The sequence below is a fragment of the Arthrobacter sp. D5-1 genome (assembly GCF_017357425.1).
Taxonomy (GTDB): domain Bacteria; phylum Actinomycetota; class Actinomycetes; order Actinomycetales; family Micrococcaceae; genus Arthrobacter.
In genome coordinates, this window is the sequence record NZ_CP014571.1 from 1,734,389 (window position 1) to 1,751,915 (window position 17,527).

Sequence of the window (17,527 nt, forward strand, 5' to 3'; positions counted from 1 at the left end):
CCTGTAGAACAAATGGAGTTACCCATGGCAGCAAAATCCGTCCTTGACCAGGTCATTTCCCTCTCCAAGCGGAGGGGCTTTGTCTTCCAGGCCGGTGAAATCTATGGTGGCTCGCGTTCCGCCTGGGATTACGGTCCCCTCGGTGCTGAACTGAAGGAAAACATCAAGCGCCAGTGGTGGCAGAGCATGGTCCGCGGCCGCGAGGACGTTGTCGGCCTGGATTCATCCGTCATCCTTCCCCGCCAGGTATGGGAAGCATCCGGCCACGTGGAGGTCTTCTCCGACCCCCTGGTGGAGTGCCTTTCCTGCCATAAGCGCTACCGCGCAGACCACCTCGAAGAAGAGTACGAGGAAAAGAAGGGCCGTCCGGCAGAAAACGGCCTGGCGGACATCGTCTGCGCCAACTGCGGTACCCGCGGCCAATGGACTGAACCCCAGGAATTCTCCGGCCTCCTGAAGACCTTCCTCGGCCCGGTGGCCAGCGAGGAAGGCATGCACTACCTGCGTCCGGAAACCGCCCAGGGCATCTTCGTGAACTTCAACAACGTGCTCACCACGTCCCGGAAGAAACCGCCGTTCGGCATTGGCCAGATCGGCAAGTCCTTCCGCAACGAAATCACGCCGGGCAACTTCATTTTCCGTACGCGCGAATTCGAACAGATGGAGATGGAATTCTTCGTCGAGCCCGGCACCGACGTTGAGTGGCACCAGTACTGGATGAAGGAACGCATGTCCTGGTACACGGACCTTGGCATCCGCGAGGACAACCTCCGCTTCTTCGAACACCCGCTGGAGAAGCTCAGCCACTACTCCAAGGGCACCACGGACATCGAATACCGCTTCGGTTTCCAAGGCTCCGAGTGGGGCGAGCTCGAAGGCATCGCCAACCGCACCGATTTTGACCTGTCAACGCACGCCAAGGCATCCGGCACGGACCTGAGCTACTTCAACCAGGCCACCAACGAGCGCTACACCCCGTACGTGATCGAGCCCGCGGCAGGCCTGACCCGCTCCTTCATGGCCTTCCTGATCGATGCCTACACCGAGGACGAGGCACCCAATGCCAAGGGCGGCGTCGACGTCCGTACCGTCCTGAAGCTGGATCCGCGCCTTGCGCCGGTCAAGGCTGCCGTGCTGCCGTTGAGCCGCAACGAGGACCTGTCCCCGAAGGCCAAGGCGCTGGGTGCCCAGCTGCGCAAGAACTGGAACATCGACTTCGACGACGCCGGTGCGATCGGCCGCCGCTACCGTCGCCAGGATGAAATCGGTACGCCGTTCTGCATCACCGTGGACTTCGACACCCTGGAAGACCAGGCCGTCACCATCCGTGAACGCGACACCATGAGCCAGGAACGTGTGTCCCTGGACAAGGTTGAGGGCTACCTTGCAGCACGCCTGATCGGCGCCTAGCCATGGCTCTGGAGTATCGCGAATGGAAGGAGGGCGACGACCTCGCCCTCCTGGAAATCTGGGGCGGCCCGGAGACCCTTCCCGCTGAGCAGTTCCGTGCGGCCCTGGCGCCGTCCAGCAACCACCCTTGGCGCCGCTGCATCGTGGCCGAAGACGTGGTGGACGGGGTACGGATCCCTGTGGCCGCCGGCGTGGTTCACGAGGCATCCCTGCACCCCGAACGGCTCTGGGCGTATATCGAGGTTGCCAGGGACCACAGGCGTGAAGGTGTGGGCGCCACCCTGCTGACCATGCTTCGCCGCGAAGCCGGGAATTCGCCGTCGGGCGTTTCCAAGCTGCGCAGCAAGGTGGAGCCGGACACAGCCGGTGCGGCGTTCGCCGCGGCAGCGGGACTTGCGCCCATCCAGCGGTCGCAACTGGTGGTGGTGGAGCCGGAGCCCCTGTCCTTGCCGCGGTTCGGTGACGGTTCCGAGGAAGCCGCGTCCGAGCGAGTGGAGGACCTGGCGACAGGTTCGGTTGAGTTGAGTGACGTTGTGGGCAAGTACTACTCGCACGTCCACCAATGGGACAGCCCCGGGGAGCTCAGCATCGCCACAGTGCAGCGGTTGTTCCTGCATGACCTGACCGGAGCCCATGGCGCGATCGTGCTGCGCGCGCCCAAAGCCAGTGCCTTTGGCCAAGGCGTTCCAGCAACCCGCAAGGGCAAAATCCAGGCCTTCGCCATCAGCTACGCCCAGGGCAACCCGGACGAACCGTCGGATGTCTTCCTGGGGCATGACCCCCAGCTGTCAGCCGACGACGCAGCCGCGGCGGTACGTGATCTCTTGGCGCTCATCGCTTACCAGCACCCGGTACTGCTGGAAGTGGACGAATCCATGACGGCCCTTCGGACGGTTCTGGAGCCACTGCTGGGATCGGGCAAGGCCCATGTGCGCGGCGCGGATACGTTGATCGTCAGCGACTGAGCAGTGTTGATCGGCTGGATCCCGTGCTGCCTGCATTCTGCGGGCGGCACGGGATCTTGTGCTTTATGGCTGAACTCTGCAGTGGGCCTGGTCCCGCGTAGGGTTAAGGGCATGAGGTTTTGCTGCTGATGGGCCACGGTCACTCCCACGGACATTCTGAAAGTTCCGAGCCAACACCGCAGGCCCTTGCCTCGCGAAAGAGGGCCAACTGGATTCTGGCGGCCATACTGGTTCCGCTGGGCGTCCTGACGCTCGTGGCCATGATGGTCATGTGGCCTTCCGGAAGCCGGGAGGGAATCACATTCTCGAGCCCCTACCAGGCTGCCCCGGGTGTTACCTTCGATACCGGGCGGATCCAGAGCGTCGTGGTGGAAAGCTGCACGCAAACGGGCCAAACTGACACGGGACAGCCCAACACGGGACAGCCCAGCACTGGCCAACCCGACTCCAACCAGGGTGGGCAGGCCGGCGGTTCCCAGTGCACCTTCGCCTTCACGGAGCCGGACAAGGGCGGGGACGTGGTCAAGGTGGTCATCAACCCTGATGTGGCAATGTCCCACGGTGTGGACGTGGGGGATTCCATCAGGTACCTGAACCTTTCAGCAGTCCAAGGCGCCAACGCGGGCAGCGGCGCTCCGGCCTTCGTCTTCGTCGACTTCGTCCGCAGCATTCCCATCGCCCTCCTGGCCGTCTTGTACGCAGCGGTGGTCATAGCTGTGGCACGCTGGCGTGGTTTCCGGGCGCTGCTTGGCTTGGTGGGCGCCTATTTCGTCCTGGTGAGCTTCATCCTGCCGGGTCTGGTGGAAGGCAAGCCACCGCTGCTTTTGGCGTTGGTGGGGTCCACGGTGATCATGATCGGGGTCCTGTACTTCGCGCACGGATTCTCGGCGCGAACATCCACGGCATTGCTGGGCACCATTTTTGGGCTCAGCATTACCGCGCTGTTGGCGGCCTGGGCTACGGACGCCGCCAACCTGGCGGGTGTGGGAAACCACGATGCCTCCACTTTGGTGAACATGTCACCCCAGATCTCCATCTCCGGGATCATCCTCTGCGGCCTCATCATTTCCGGCCTTGGCGTGCTCAACGACGTCACCATCACCCAGTCATCTGCCGTGTGGGAATTGTATGAACTGGCGCCCAACACCACGGCCCGGAAACTGTTCACCTCGGCCATGAGGATCGGTCGGGACCATATCGCCTCCACGGTGTACACCATCGCTTTTGCCTATGCGGGCGCCGCCCTGCCGATCCTCATCATCGTGATGCTGTACGACCGCCCGCTGGCCGAAGCCCTGACCAGCGCCGAGCTGTCCGAGGAAGTCATCCGGACCCTGGTGGGATCCATCGGCCTGGTCCTCGCGATCCCCGTCACCACACTGATCGCTGTCCTGGTGGTCAAGGCCACCGGTATGAAGCGCCTCGCCGCCGCTGGTGGGCCGTCAGTGACTGCCGACGAGCTGAACGATACCGGTGCGCTGGCAGCAGCCGCCGCCGTCGTGGGTTCGGCCCCCCACGACAAGCAAAAGACGCAGGAAGCGCACGACGCCGGTACGGGCCAGGGCGCTTCCGGCCGTCCGGCGCGTCCAGGGAGCCGCCGCGCCCAGCGGGAAGCGGAGCGGCATGGCAGGGACGAAACAAGGTAGCGCGTGATCGTGCCGGTCTTTGCTCCGCCCGCTGGACTGCGCGGAGATTGGCGAACACGGTGTATTGCCCAACTATGTGGCGGGATTCCGGCCGATTTGCCTCGCTTTGCAACAATGGATAGGTGACTGTAGTAGCAACGCCCCCCGCACCAAAGCTCGAGCTCCCGCCCTTGAAGCTCGGCGGGATCACCGTGGACACCCCGGTGATCCTTGCCCCCATGGCGGGCATCACCAACTCGGCCTTCCGCAGGCTCTGCCGTGAATACGGCGGCGGCATGTACGTGGCCGAGATGGTCACTTCCCGTGCCCTGGTGGAACGGACGCCGGAATCGTTGCGCATCATCTCCCACGATGAGGACGAGAAAGTCCGTTCCGTGCAGCTCTACGGTGTGGATCCGGTGACGGTGGGTGCCGCGGTTCGAATGCTCGTGGAAGAAGACCGTGCGGATCACATCGACCTGAACTTCGGCTGCCCCGTACCCAAGGTCACCCGGCGCGGTGGCGGCTCGGCGCTCCCGTGGAAGATCGATCTCTTTACGTCCATCGTGCAGACGGCGGTCAAGGAAGCGTCCAAGGGCGGAATCCCGCTGACCATTAAGATGCGCAAGGGTATCGACGAAGACCATTTGACGTACCTCGACGCGGGCCGCATCGCCCGCGACGCAGGCGTGGCCGCCGTCGCCCTTCATGGACGCACGGCCGCCCAGTTCTACTCCGGGCAGGCCGACTGGTCCGCCATCGCACGTCTTCGCGAAGCGCTTCCGGATATCCCCGTGTTGGGCAACGGCGACATCTGGTCCGCTGAGGATGCGGTCCGCATGGTGCGGGAAACGGGTGTGGACGGCGTCGTGGTTGGCCGCGGTTGCCAGGGCCGTCCGTGGTTGTTCGGGGACCTGCAGGCAGCTTTCGAAGGCAGTGACCAGCGGCACCGCCCCGGACTCCGGGAAGTGGCTGAGGGGGTTTACCGGCACGCCGAGCTCATGGTGGAGACCTTCGGCAACGACGAATACAAGGCGCTTCGCGAAATCCGCAAGCACATGGCCTGGTACTTCAAGGGCTACGTGGTGGGCGGCGAGCTCCGCGCCAAACTGGCTACGGTCCCCACCCTCGAGGTGCTGCGCGAATACCTCGATGAACTGGACATGGACTCGCCCTACCCGGGTGTCGATTCAGAAGGTCCCCGGGGCCGCGCCGGCTCGCCCAAGAAGCCGGCCTTGCCGAAAGACTGGCTGGTGAGCCGTCAGCTGAACGCTGAACAGAGCGCGGATATCTCGGCTGCGGAGCTGGACGTTTCGGGCGGCTAGCCTCACACGTGTAAGACTGACTCAAGAAGCTCCACACCCCGGCGCTTGAAGGAGGCAGATACCCATGGGAACCGAAGCGATACTTGGCCACGACGGGACGGCCCACGATTTTGTGCTGGCCATCCCCGGTTACGCCGAGGCAGATTCCGCGCGGTGGGTTGAAGAGCCGCGCAAGAGCAACTATCGCTCCGATTTTGAACGGGACCGCGCCAGGGTCCTGCACTCTTCGGCCCTGCGCAGGCTCGGTGCAAAAACACAGGTTGTTGCCCCGGACACTGATGACTTTGTCCGGACCAGGCTGACCCACAGCTTGGAAGTGGCCCAGGTGGGCCGTGAACTGGGACGTTCCCTTGGCTGCGATCCGGACGTGGTGGACACCGCATGCCTGAGCCACGACCTCGGCCACCCGCCCTTCGGCCACAACGGCGAGTCCGCGCTGAATGAAGTGGCGCACACCATTGGTGGATTCGAAGGCAACGCCCAAACACTGCGCCTGCTGACCCGGCTCGAACCCAAAGTGCTCGCCGAGGACGGACGGCCGGCAGGGCTCAACCTGACCCGCGCCAGTCTCGATGCTGCGTCCAAATACCCGTGGTCCGCCGTCGACGCTCCCGTCATCCATGGCCACCGCACCAGCAAGTTCGGCGCCTACGAGGACGATCTTCCGGTCTTTGAATGGCTGCGCGAGGGTGCCCCCGGGAACCGGTCCTGCATCGAGGCCCAGGTGATGGACCTGGCGGACGACATTTCCTACTCGGTCCACGACGTCGAGGACGCGATCGTAGCGGGTCATTTCCAGCTCAAATGGATGGACAACCCGGACCATCGGGCGCGCGTGGTGGGTTACACCAAACAGTGGTACCTGCCGCACAACGACCCCGCCGAAATCGACGCCGCCCTGGCTCGGCTGGAAGCCACCGAGGTCTGGGTCCGCGAGGCGGATGGCAGCCGTAAATCGATGGCTGCCCTGAAGGATATGACCAGCCAGTTGATCGGCCGGTTCTGCCAAAGCGCCATGGAAACCACGCGGGCGCACTTTGGCCCGGCCAACCTGACCCGCTATGACGCAGAGCTCATGGTTCCTGAGGACACCGTTACCGAAATCGCGGTGCTCAAGGGTCTGGCCACCACGTTTGTCATCTCCACCGACCACCGCCAGCCCGTTTACGAACGCCAGCGCGAAGTGCTGCACGCGCTCGTGGGTGTTTTGAACGCCTCCGGCGACCGCCATCTGGAGCCAATGTTCGCCGCGGACTGGCGTGACGCCGCCGACGACGGTGCCCGGTTGCGCGTAGTGATCGACCAGGTCGCTTCGCTGACGGATGTCTCCGCGCTGGCCGTGTACGAACGCCTCGTGGGCAGTCTTCCATCCCTCTGGTAACTCCGGAGCCGCAGACGTTAACGGCGGGGTCATTGGGGGCAAGCGACTAGGATGGTGACGTGGCTGGCCTGATCAAACGTGAAGATATCGACGAAGTACGCCAGCGCACGGATATCAAGGAAGTCGTTGACGGTTACGTCACCCTCAAGGGCGCCGGGCTGGGCAGCTTCAAGGGCTTGTGCCCCTTCCACGACGAACGCTCGCCCTCCTTCACTGTTCGCCCGCAAGTGGGCAGGTACCACTGCTTCGGCTGCGGGGAGGACGGGGATGCCATCTCCTTCGTCCAGAAGATGGACCACAGCTCCTTCCACGAAGCTGTTGAGAAGCTGGCCGCCAGGATCGGCTACGAGCTGCGTTACGAGGACGGCGGCACCGGGCCCAGCCGCGAGGAAGTGGGAAAGCGCCAGCGCCTGCTGGACGCTCACAAGATCGCCGACGAGTTCTTCCGCGCCCAGCTGCTGACCCCCGGCGCGGCCGAAGGGCGCAACTTCCTCGATGGACGCGGCTTCGACCGCGCCGCTGCCGAGCATTTTGGCGTGGGCTATGCCCCCCAAGGCTGGGACTCGTTGCTCAAGCACCTCCGCGGGCGCGGGTTCACGGATGCTGAATTGAAACTCACCGGGATGTTCTCCGAAGGAAACCGGGGCATCTATGACCGCTTCCGGGGGAGGCTCATCTGGCCCATCCGCGACATCGCCGGGGACACGATCGGATTCGGCGCCCGCAAGCTCTACGAGGACGATCAAGGCCCCAAGTACCTGAACACTCCGGAGACCACGCTCTACAAAAAGTCACAGGTCCTCTACGGGATCGACATCGCCAAGCGGAACATCGCCAAGGAACGGCAACTGGTGGTGGTGGAAGGGTACACGGACGTCATGGCCTGCCATCTGGCAGGAGTCACGACGGCGGTGGCCACCTGCGGTACTGCGTTCGGCACCGAACACATCAAGGTGGCCCGGCGGCTGCTTTCGGACGACGGCAGCGGCGGTGAGGTCATCTTCACCTTCGACGGCGACGCCGCAGGACAGAAAGCCGCCCTGAGGGCCTTCGAGGAAGACCAGCGCTTCACTGCCCAGACGTACGTCGCCGTGGAGCCCTCCGGCGCGGATCCTTGCGATCTTCGCCAGCTCAAGGGCGACGCCGCGGTGCGCGACCTCATCGGTACCCGAAAGCCCCTCTTTGAGTTCGCCATCCGGGCCACGCTTCGCCGGCACAACCTGGACACGGTGGAAGGCCGTGTGGCGGCACTGCGCGAGGCCGCCCCAGTGGTGGCGCAAATCAGGGACTCCGCCACGAGGCCCGGCTACACGCGCAACCTGGCCGGCTGGCTGGGTATGCCTATCGAGGAAGTCAGCAGCTACGTTGGGGCGGCCGCCAAGCGCGCCGCATCCGGTGGCAATGCGTCAGCTCCGGCCGGTCCGGGCGGGCAATCGGCCGCCGCAGCCCCGCCGTCGGGCAGTCCTGTCTTCCAACGGCCCGATCCCAGGGACCCCATTGCGGGTATGGAACGCCAGGCATTGGAAGTTGTCCTCCAGGAGCCGGGGGTGTTGGGCGGGGGCGCCTGGGAGCGTTTCGAGGCCTCGCACTTCGCCACCCCTGCGTATGCGGCGGTCCACACGGCCGTGCGGGCTGCCGGACTTGCCCACTCGGCTGATCCGGTGGCGTGGGTGGAGCAGGTCCGCCAGGAAGTTCCCGAGCCTTTGCGGCCCTTGGTGTCCGAGTTGGCAGTGACACCCTTGCCCGCCAGTACACCGGAGGCCATGCAGCGGTACTGCCGCGATATCCTGGCCCGCCTCTTCGAGCTGCAGATCACCCGTATCAAGGCAGACAAGATGGGCCAGCTGCAACGCCTGGATGCGGGAGCCAATCCGGAAGAATTCCAGCGGCTGAACCGTGAGTTGATGGTGTTGGAAATGGAGCGCCGATCCTTGCGATCGGACGGGTGAGAACCTCGATTTCGTTTTCCGGCGGGCCCCTGTTAAGCTAGTAACCGCTTCATTCCTCCGTAGCTCAATTGGCAGAGCATTCGACTGTTAATCGAAGGGTTACTGGTTCAAGTCCAGTCGGAGGAGCGCACAATACCCCCGTTCCGAGCTTTCGGAGCGGGGGTATTTTTATACCCCTCAGGGGTATCCGGAGTCGATTTCGCATTCCGGTAGAACCTTTGCTAAAGTCATAACCGCTTCATTCCTCCGTAGCTCAATTGGCAGAGCATTCGACTGTTAATCGAAGGGTTACTGGTTCAAGTCCAGTCGGAGGAGCATAAGAACCCCGCATCGGCGTCACGCCGGTGCGGGGTTCGTCTTTTCCTAGACGAAATCCATCTCCACTTGCAGGAACCGGGCGGCCTCGGCAACAGCTGCAAGGAACGAATCCTGCTCAGTGGGCGGGGTCCTGGGTTCGCGCGGATGCCACTCGTGCGGGGCTGAATAGACGCGGGTGAATCCGCCACCGGGCGGGGCATAGAAGATTCCGAATCGCTGGACCGGCCACTCAGGGGAAGTCTCCGGCGCAACCAGCAGGGCGGCGTCGGCCTGGGGGTTGTACCACTGGGCGATGGGCCGGCGGCGGTCATCCGTGAAGAGGCCCGCGGCGTAAAGGGCGGCCGACTGCGGGCTGGTCACCGAGCACAGACGGTCCCACCACAGCGGCAGGATGCGTTCATCCCGACGCTGCCACGGTGCCGGAAGCGGCTGCAGCTCTTGCCCATGTGGCACACCCCAACTTTATCGCCGGTTCGGGGCCTGCAACAGGGGGAGCCCTAGCGGGAGAGCCCCAGCCGGGGATACAGCACCTCGAAGCCTTTGGCCAGGCCCGCATTGAGGGCCAGTCCCACGTGGCCGCCGTTGGGGACCTCGTAATAGGTCACCGTCATGCCCGCCGCCTGTGCAGCGGCGGAGACAGCTTTCGCCGCGGCTACATACGTCACGTCGTCGGATCCGACAGTGAAGACGGCTGTCGTATCAGGGAACTGCTTGCCCTTCATGATGTTGATGGGCTTCTGGGCGTCGTAGTCGGCCTGGTTGCCGCCGAAGATGGTTGCGAGGTTGCCTGCGGGGTCCTCGGCTCCCGGGAACTCTTCGCCGGAGATGTCCACCACGTTGCCCCACATTTTCGGGTACTTAACGGCGAAGGAGATGGCGCACTGGCCGCCGTTGGAGTAACCGGCGATGGTCCAATGCTCCCGGTCCGGGAGGATGGTGAGGTTGGCTTTGGCCCAGTTCACTACGTCCTCATTGATGTACTTCTCTACGTTGCCGTACTTGGTGGTGTCCAAACAGAGGGTGTCGTTCTCATCCGGGCCGATCTGGTCAGCCACGATCGCAATCGGCGCCAGGCCGTTGTTCTTCGCCGCGAAGTCATCCAGTGCCGCCGAGACGTACTGGGGGTCGGGTAGGCCTGGTTGGCCCATCATGAGGACGAACAGGGGAAGCCGGGGAGGATTGTCCGTCAGGGCCGCGGGAGGCAGGTAGATGCCGGCGGGCCTGGCCTCAAATCCGGAGGCCGTCGGCGGTATCACCTGGGTGCCCACCTTGCCCTTGGATGGCATGGTGGCCGGGGGTTTCCAGCTTTGCCACAGTGGTCCTGCCGGTATGGAGGCGTCCGGGTTGGGCTTGTTCAACTGGATGGCGCCTTCGGTGGAAATCCCCAGGGCCGAGCCCAAGGTCTTGTTCAGCCCGAACTCGGTGTTGATGCCCAGCCCCGCGACGAGGACAAAAACGGGGATGGAGACTGCAGCCACCACTTTCCGCCAAGCACGGCTGTGGCGGAAGCTGACCACCGACAGTCCCAGCGCGGCGAAGCAGGAGATGGCCCAGAACCATACGCGGGGAGTCAGGCCAACATGGAAGACGTCCATGACGTCCTCGATGATCCACACCGTCAGCCACCCCAGCAGGGCAGCGGAAACAATGGCAATGATCGCGGTCAGCGCCCACCGGGCTGACGGCCTGAGGAAAAGCACCAGAAAGAACACGACGCCGATCGCCCCGGCAATGGTCATGACTACAGGGCCGCTGATCTCAAGTTTCAGGAGGTCGTCCATGGCTGGGAACACCGCCTGCCCCTCATGCTGCGGGCTCCCTGGCGACCATTTGCCGCAGGAGGCCGGCACTCTGCGCGGGGGAGAGGCCCGGCAGGTAGGCAGAACCAACAGCGATACCAATGGATGGCAAGGCCAAGGGGTCCTGGTAGTACATGTACAGGGTCCGGTGCTCGGGCTGGAACCGTGACTTGAAGGCTGCCAGGGACTTGAATCCGTACATCGGCTCCAGGGCATTGCCGAGCAGCGCCAGGACGCGGTCCAGGGAGCTTCGGTCCCCTTCGGCGCCGTCAGCCCCGGCGTTGGCCAAGGGCGAGCCGGACAGCGAGATTTGCGGGACTTCTTCCTTGAAGTGGGTCACGGCCGAGGCGATCAGGAATTCCATGACGCCCTTGAACCCGGTGGTGCGTCTTCGCATGAAATCCAAAGTCCATCCCGAGATGACGCCGTTGCGGAACACGGGCAACCAACTCGTGACTCCATGGACCAAGCCCTCATCGTCCACGGCCACGCAACAGAGGACTTCGGGATCTTTCAGCTCATTGAGGCCTCCCAGGGTGAATCCCATTTCCGGCAGGGCTTTGTCCGCGACCCACTCCTCGGAGATCTCTGGAAGTTGGGCCCTGACTCCCGGCGGCATCCCCTGGTAGGGATACCAGTGGTCCTTGATGGACAACTTCTCTGCTCGGTTCAGGGCGGTGCGCACGTTCTGCCATTCCTTGCCCTTGAAGGTCATGGCCTGGACGTTCAAAAGGGTTTCTTCCGCCACTTCCAGCTTGCGGAATCCCCGTGGTTCGAGAGGGGCGTCGAGCTCTTCGGTGGCCGAATAAAAGCATGGGATGAGTCCCAGGCCGGCGCAGTGCTTCAGGAACCCCGTGGCTGCATCCGCGTGGTGCTCTTCAGCCCCGAAGGGGCCCGCAACCGTCAACGCCACGCCGTTGTGCACCTGATAGGCGACGCCGGCCTTCCGGTCCGGCGTGAACCAGTACTGGTTGTTGTCCCACAACGCCATCCAGGACAGGGTGCCGCCACCATCATGGAGCAACTCGCGGGTGTGGCCGAGGTCTGCGGCCGGATCGGTGGCCAGCATCCTGAACCGTCGGAAGTTGTTCAGGACCAGTACCAGGATGCAAAGCCAGATGATGTCCCCGCCAAGCCCGTACACCACCGTGCTCAACAGGCCTTGGGGGAGGGCCACCACAAAGGGGACAGGGAAAGGAACCAGGATGTGGGTCAGCTGCCCCGCAAGGTCCCACAGCGTGGAACGTCCCGGGTTGCCTTCGACAAACCAGAACGCCACATAGAGAACAATCGCGGCGACGGCCAGGATCAGGGAGGTCCTGCCCAGGACCCGGTATCCGGCGTCGCTGGACTCCACCCGGAACTTGTGGCGGTTGGCCAACAGCAAGGCCACGATGATCACCGGTGCTAGGACCGCCGGGACTGCATAAAGCAGGAGGTAGCCGAAATCGTCATCGCCCAGGGCGACGTCCGGATCAGTGATGTACTGGATGATCGACAGGACCGTCACCGCTGCCAGGTACGCCTGGATCACGAGTGTCAGGCGGTAGGCGAGCCGGCGGCCACGGCGGAGACCCTCGGCGCAAACCAGCAGCAGGAGGACCGGAATCAGCGTCAGAATGGCTGCGCCGAAGCTCTGAACACCCACGATGCTTTGCAGCGTGACGCAATTGGTGTCGTTGTTACAGGCTTCCTTGACTTCGTCGGCGTCGGGACTGGCCTGGAGCATCACCTCGGAAACGACCGAGAGTGGCCCGATTTCCCACGTGCCGGTGAGTTGTGTGAGCAAAGGTCCTACTGCGAAGACACCCACCACCGTGCCCACCAGGAAGCGCGTCTCGCGGAGAGATGAAGAATGCAATGATCCTGCCCGGCGCCGGAGGACCAGCGACTGGACGGCCCAGCCGGCCAGTATGCCGATTACCGCTCCAGCCAGTGCCTGGAGTGTTTGGGCGACGCCGACGAACAGGGCGAACATCAGCGTGGCGGCCAGCAACCACGTCCGCAGTCTCCGTCGCCACAGCGCGTCAAGTGCCGCCGTCGCGCATCCCAAAGTGGCGGCAGCGCCGCCGTAGGCTCCCACAACGTATTCGCCGCCCAGGAAACTCAGCCACTGGTCGCTGGCGTCGGTCCCGAAAGCAACCAGCGCCACCAGAACCAGGGCACTGAGGGCTGAGCCCGCAATGAAGGCAACGAGGGCGAGCCACTGGCCCATGACCCGCTCGGCGATGCCCACGCCCACCAGGATCGCGGCCGTGCAGGCAAGGTAGTCCAAGAGGGAAGAAGCAAAGAACGCCGACGTGAAAATCGACCACCATGGCCCTGGCTCCACGGCCAATCCCAGACCTACTTGGTCCAGCAACGCCTCGCTGGGCCCATTCAACAGGCTCCCTGTCGCAGCCCCCAGGATCCACAGCAGTACTGCCAGGCCCAGTGCCAGGGGCAGCCGGCGCACCGTGGCCAAGCCGCGGATACCGCCCCGCAATCCACCAGCCGCGCTCATGTGATGTCCCCTTCACCGGTCCGGCACCGGTTAGCCCGGCTGGCCACCATTCTGCCTTGCGGGACGCTGTAAGGGGAGAGGTTGGACAGTCCCGACGGCGGCGGGCCGCGTTTGGTTCGGTGGGCCTAGTCCCGTTTCCAGGGGCCGGGGTTCACCCGGTAAAGGATGGCGGCGCCAATCACGGCACCGAGAATCGCGCCGAACAGGGCACTTCCTGCGGCACGGCCGATGAGCGCGCCGGCAGTGGCGCCAAGCAGGGCGCCGAGAAAGAGGCCCCTGCCGTTGCGGTGCGGTTTCCTGGTCATGGTGTCAGCCTACGGGTGGTTTCCTAATGGATGGAGGGCACGGTGCGGGGCCGGACCACAATCCAGAGTGCGGCGATGGCCCCCGTGATGCACACCGCCATGACGGAGCCCATGGGAACAGCGGAACTGACGCCCAGCCAACCCACTACCGGCGGGACAATTCCGGCCATCATGAACTGTGATGCCCCGAGGAGGGACGCAGCGGTGCCTGCCTGGGCGCCGTGATTGGCGAGTGACAGGACCTGGACGCAGGGGAACATGAACCCGGTGGCACAGATATAGAACCACAACGGAATGAGGATGCCCCAGAGGCCGGCGTGCAAGAGGTCAAGCACCACGATGAGGAGGGCAGCGAAGAGCATGAACAATGTTGCCCCGGCAACAATCCACTGCGGGGCCACCCGCCTGATCAAGCGTGAACTGATCTGTACACCCGCAACAATGCCCAGCGAATTGATGCCGAACAGGAGCCCGTATTGCTGCGGCGAGAATCCGTAGACGTCCTGGAACAGGAAAGTGGACGCGGAAAGGTAAGCGAACAAACCACCGAAGTTCAGGCTTCCCACCAGCACCATGCCCACGAAGATCCGGTCCGTAAGGACCGATTTGTAGCGCTGTCCCACCGTGATGGTGGATTTGCCGCGCTGGGCTGCGGGCAGCGTCTCCCGGATGAAGAAGATGGAGGCAAGGATCACCAGCAGCCCGTAGGCGGCCAGGAAGTAGAAAATACCGGGCCATGGGAAGACCAACAGCAACTGGGATCCGATAACGGGGGCAAGGATGGGAGCCAGGCCGTTGACCAGTGACATCCTCGAAAACATGCGGACCATGGAATAGCCGTGGAAGAGGTCCCTGACCATGGCCATGGCCACTACACCGCCGCCTGCGGCGCCGATGCCCATGAGGACGCGGAACAGGGACAGCATCCCGATGTCTGTTGCCAGCGCTGCACCGAACGAGGAACCGATGTGGAGGGCGGTGGCCAGTATCAGCGGAAGCCGGCGCCCCACTTTGTCGCTGAAGGGACCCACCACCAGTTGGCCAAGCCCGAAGCCTACGGTGGTTCCCGTCAGGGTGAGCTGGATGGCCGCAGCCGAAACGTCGAAACTCTCCTCCAGCGCCGGGAACGCCGGGAGGTAAAGGTCGATCGTGAAGGGACCCAGCGCAGTCAGTGCACCCAGCAGGAGAATGTAGACAAGTTTTTCGCGTCGGCTCAGGGAGTCGCCCGGAGCAATGGGAGAGGTCACGATCATCTATCCTATGGCCCGGATCATATTTATTGGGCGTATGACGGGCGCGCCGCAGTGTGGCCCCGAAAGTTCAGCAGGAACCTGAATGATAGCTTTGAGAACAGGTGTCCGCGGTGAGAGATTTCAGTCCGCGTTCGCCCCAACACGATGCCCAGAGGAAAGCAGTTAGGCGGAACCCATGAGTGGACGTCACACCGGCCGGACCAGTCAAGGACCTGCCATTCGTACTTTGCCGAAGACCCTCAAGCTCGTTGCACGGTTGGCCCCACGGCAAATCAACGACGAAATTGCCTTGGCCAAGGTGGAACTCAAACGCAAGGCCACCCAGGTTGGAATAGCCGGCGCCTTCTTTGGCGTGGCCCTTGCCTTCCTTGCGCTGTTGGTGATCGCCCTCGTTGTTGCCGCCATTCTGGGGCTGGCAACCATCATGCCGGGATGGCTCGCGGCGCTGATCGTCGCAGCGTTCTTCTTGGTGATCGTGGCCATTGCATCCCTGATTGGAATCGCCAAGTTCAAGAAGGCCATGCCCCTGGTGCCCGAGGACACCATCCGGGGCATCAAGCACGATCTTGGAATTGCCAAAGAGGGCTCTGCCTTCGATGAGTCCATCCTCGATCCCAACTCGCCCGCTGCCAAGGCGGCCAAGGCCGAGAAGGAAGCTGCAGCGGAGAAGGCCAAGGCAGAGAAGGCTGCGAAGGAAGCCGCCAAGGAAGCGGACGCCGTCAAGGCACCCACGGAAGCGGAGCTTCGCTCGCGCCTGAAGAAGCGCCGCGAACACCTGACGGGGGTCCGCGACGAGCTCGGCGAGCAGTTGGACGTCAAGAAGCAGGGGCAGGCCCTGCTGAACAGTGCCGGCGGAAAGTTCCAGGAGGGTAGGGAGTTCGCTGCGGCGAAGTTTGCCGACCTCGGAGACGCCGTCCCCGAAAGCCTCACCGAACGGCTCGCCGCCCGGTGGAAGGACCTGGCCGCTTTTGCCACTGCTGCCGTGGTCTTCGTTGTTGCCCTGCGGAAGCTGCTGAAAAAGTAGGCAGAAATCCGCAGCACCAAACATTGACAACGAGGAAGGGGGACACACGTGAAATTGATCGGTGCTGGTTCGAACCCTGACCGGCCGCAGGTTGACCACGACCTCATCTTCACTGTCCCCAACATCCTCACGGTCCTCCGCTTCATGGGGGTCCCGCTGTTCGTGTGGCTCGTTTTGTCGGAGCAGGAGTACGGCTTCGCGGTCCTGGTACTTGTGATCATGGGCAGCACCGACTGGGTTGATGGCTACATCGCCAGGCGGTTCGACCAGACCTCCAAGCTGGGCCGCATCCTGGATCCCATGGCCGATCGGGCCGCGCTGCTGGCCGTTGCCTTCACGTTGGCGATTGCCGGCGTCGTGCAGTGGTGGTACCTGGCCGCGCTGCTGGTTCCGGACGCCATCCTGGCCATTGCTTCATTGATCTACTTCCGCAGCCACCCGGACCTTCCAGTGAGCGTCATTGGGAAAATCCGCACGGCGCTGTTGCTGCTCGGCACTCCGTTGCTTGTCCTCTCCAAATTGCCCATCCCGTTCACTGAGGTCTACTTCGTTGCCGCCTGGACGTTTCTGGGCTTCGGGCTGCTGGGACACTGGATTGCGGCCTACAACTATTTCTGGGCCATCTTGCGTAAGGGAAAAGAACTGAAAAACGACGACGGCGGACACGGCTGATGGTCTGGTTGGCGGTTTTCCTTGCGGTCCTTGGTGCCTTCTTCCTCGCCATAGGCGCCCAACGGCAGGGCAGCGCAGTCAAAGCCGACACCGGTGGCCTGGCGCTGAGCTCCAACGGTTTCCTGAGGCTGCTGCGGAATCCCCGCTGGATGCTCGGGCTGCTGTTCCTTACCCTCGGAATGGGGATGAACGCCATCGCCCTGGTTTCTGCACCGCTCACCGTGGTGCAGCCCATTGGTGCCATTGCGCTGGTGATCACCACGGTGGTCAATGCCAAGGACCAGGGTCTGAGCATTAACCGTGCAACTGTGGTGGCCATCAGCGCATGTGTCACGGGCTCGGCATTGTTCGTGTTGCTGGCCGTCTTCGTCACGCAGGAGAACCATCACGTCACCAGCGAGGACGAGCTGACCATTGTTCTCCTTCTCGCTCTGGCCGTGGGAATCTTCGGAACTTTGGCCGTGCTGTTCAAACACCGCATGAGTGCCTTCGTCTACATCCTGGGTGCTGGTGTCCTGTTCGGCTTTGTTGCCGTCCTGACCCGCATCATCGGCAAGCACCTGCTGGATCCCAACGGGTTGTTCCTGCTCAACGTCCAGTGGTACACCCTCATAGCCATCGTGGCCGCCGGGGGATTGGGATCCTGGTTCGTGCAAAGTGCCTACTCCGGCGGCCCACCGGACCTCGTCATCGCCGGTTTGACCGTTATTGACCCGATGGTGGGCATCGCCATCGGCATCGTGATCCTCGGTGAGCTTCGTCCCGATGTCCACGCCGTGATGGCTATCGCCATGGCTGTGGCCGCAACGCTTGCTATCGTGGGAGTTATTGCCCTGAGCCGGCACCATCCGGAAGTCACCAAACGCAAGAAGGACGCAAAGGCGGCTGCCGCCAAGAAGGCCTAGGGCATAGCTGTACCTTGCGCCGCCGCTGCACGCGGACCGGCAACCCGGCGACACCGCAGTATTGCCACAAGCAGTGCTGTCCGCACCGTGAAC

Annotated in this window: 14 protein-coding genes and 2 tRNA genes; 11 read left to right on the forward strand and 5 right to left on the reverse strand. The window is 63.4% G+C overall.

What is annotated here, in order from left to right; all coding sequences use genetic code 11:
- The first annotated feature begins 24 nt into the window (after positions 1-24).
- The 8 genes from AYX22_RS07910 to AYX22_RS07945 all read left to right on the forward strand — a co-directional run bounded on the left by AYX22_RS07910 (position 25) and on the right by AYX22_RS07945 (position 8,970).
- Positions 25-1,410, forward strand: coding sequence for a glycine--tRNA ligase (locus AYX22_RS07910; protein WP_207596944.1), 1,386 nt, complete (start codon positions 25-27; stop codon positions 1,408-1,410).
- A 2-nt stretch (positions 1,411-1,412) separates the two neighbouring features.
- On the forward strand, positions 1,413-2,375 hold the full coding sequence (locus AYX22_RS07915) for a GNAT family N-acetyltransferase (RefSeq protein ID WP_207596945.1): 963 nt from the start codon (positions 1,413-1,415) through the stop codon (positions 2,373-2,375).
- A gap of 128 nt (positions 2,376-2,503) precedes the next feature.
- Positions 2,504-4,021 (forward strand): YibE/F family protein, encoded by a 1,518-nt coding sequence (locus AYX22_RS07920; protein WP_207596946.1) that lies wholly within the window; start codon positions 2,504-2,506, stop codon positions 4,019-4,021.
- A gap of 122 nt (positions 4,022-4,143) precedes the next feature.
- Positions 4,144-5,325, forward strand: a complete 1,182-nt coding sequence (dusB, locus tag AYX22_RS07925) for a tRNA dihydrouridine synthase DusB (RefSeq protein WP_014921229.1) — start codon at positions 4,144-4,146, stop codon at positions 5,323-5,325.
- Between the two features lie 64 nt (positions 5,326-5,389).
- The gene (locus AYX22_RS07930) at positions 5,390-6,706 is read left to right on the forward strand and encodes a deoxyguanosinetriphosphate triphosphohydrolase (RefSeq protein ID WP_207596947.1); all 1,317 of its coding nucleotides are present in this window, start codon (positions 5,390-5,392) and stop codon (positions 6,704-6,706) included.
- A gap of 59 nt (positions 6,707-6,765) precedes the next feature.
- A complete protein-coding gene (dnaG, locus tag AYX22_RS07935) occupies positions 6,766-8,655 on the forward strand; it encodes a DNA primase (protein ID WP_207596948.1) in 1,890 nt (629 codons plus the stop codon).
- 53 nt (positions 8,656-8,708) lie between these two features.
- Positions 8,709-8,781 (forward strand) — tRNA-Asn (locus AYX22_RS07940).
- Positions 8,782-8,897: 116 nt separating this feature from the next.
- A tRNA-Asn gene (locus AYX22_RS07945) sits at positions 8,898-8,970 on the forward strand.
- 48 nt (positions 8,971-9,018) lie between these two features.
- Here the strand turns inward: AYX22_RS07945 and AYX22_RS07950 are convergent.
- The 5 genes from AYX22_RS07950 to AYX22_RS07970 all read right to left on the reverse strand — a co-directional run bounded on the left by AYX22_RS07950 (position 9,019) and on the right by AYX22_RS07970 (position 14,833).
- The gene (locus AYX22_RS07950; protein WP_207596949.1) at positions 9,019-9,426 is read right to left on the reverse strand and encodes a hypothetical protein; all 408 of its coding nucleotides are present in this window, start codon (positions 9,424-9,426) and stop codon (positions 9,019-9,021) included.
- Positions 9,427-9,470: 44 nt separating this feature from the next.
- Complete coding sequence (locus tag AYX22_RS07955) at positions 9,471-10,754, reverse strand: alpha/beta hydrolase-fold protein (protein ID WP_207596950.1); 1,284 nt, start codon at positions 10,752-10,754, stop codon at positions 9,471-9,473.
- Positions 10,755-10,776: 22 nt separating this feature from the next.
- Entirely contained in the window at positions 10,777-13,275 is a 2,499-nt protein-coding gene (locus AYX22_RS07960) for a phosphatidylglycerol lysyltransferase domain-containing protein (protein ID WP_207596951.1), read from the reverse strand.
- Between the two features lie 125 nt (positions 13,276-13,400).
- Positions 13,401-13,580 carry a glycine zipper domain-containing protein gene (locus tag AYX22_RS07965; RefSeq protein WP_207596952.1) on the reverse strand — a complete coding sequence of 60 codons (180 nt, stop codon included), beginning with the start codon at positions 13,578-13,580 and terminating at the stop codon, positions 13,401-13,403.
- A gap of 23 nt (positions 13,581-13,603) precedes the next feature.
- Entirely contained in the window at positions 13,604-14,833 is a 1,230-nt protein-coding gene (locus AYX22_RS07970) for a multidrug effflux MFS transporter (RefSeq protein ID WP_207596953.1), read from the reverse strand.
- Positions 14,834-15,008: 175 nt separating this feature from the next.
- Between AYX22_RS07970 and AYX22_RS07975 the strand changes: the two genes are divergently transcribed.
- Genes AYX22_RS07975 through AYX22_RS07985 form a run of 3 tightly spaced genes read left to right on the forward strand, consistent with a single transcriptional unit; the run spans position 15,009 to position 17,434 of the window.
- On the forward strand, positions 15,009-15,857 hold the full coding sequence (locus tag AYX22_RS07975) for a phage holin family protein (protein ID WP_207596954.1): 849 nt from the start codon (positions 15,009-15,011) through the stop codon (positions 15,855-15,857).
- A gap of 48 nt (positions 15,858-15,905) precedes the next feature.
- Positions 15,906-16,529 (forward strand): CDP-alcohol phosphatidyltransferase family protein, encoded by a 624-nt coding sequence (locus AYX22_RS07980; protein WP_207596955.1) that lies wholly within the window; start codon positions 15,906-15,908, stop codon positions 16,527-16,529.
- Complete coding sequence (locus AYX22_RS07985) at positions 16,529-17,434, forward strand: DMT family transporter (RefSeq protein WP_207596956.1); 906 nt, start codon at positions 16,529-16,531, stop codon at positions 17,432-17,434. Before AYX22_RS07980 ends, AYX22_RS07985 begins: the two co-directional genes overlap by 1 nt.
- Positions 17,435-17,527 lie beyond the last annotated feature (93 nt).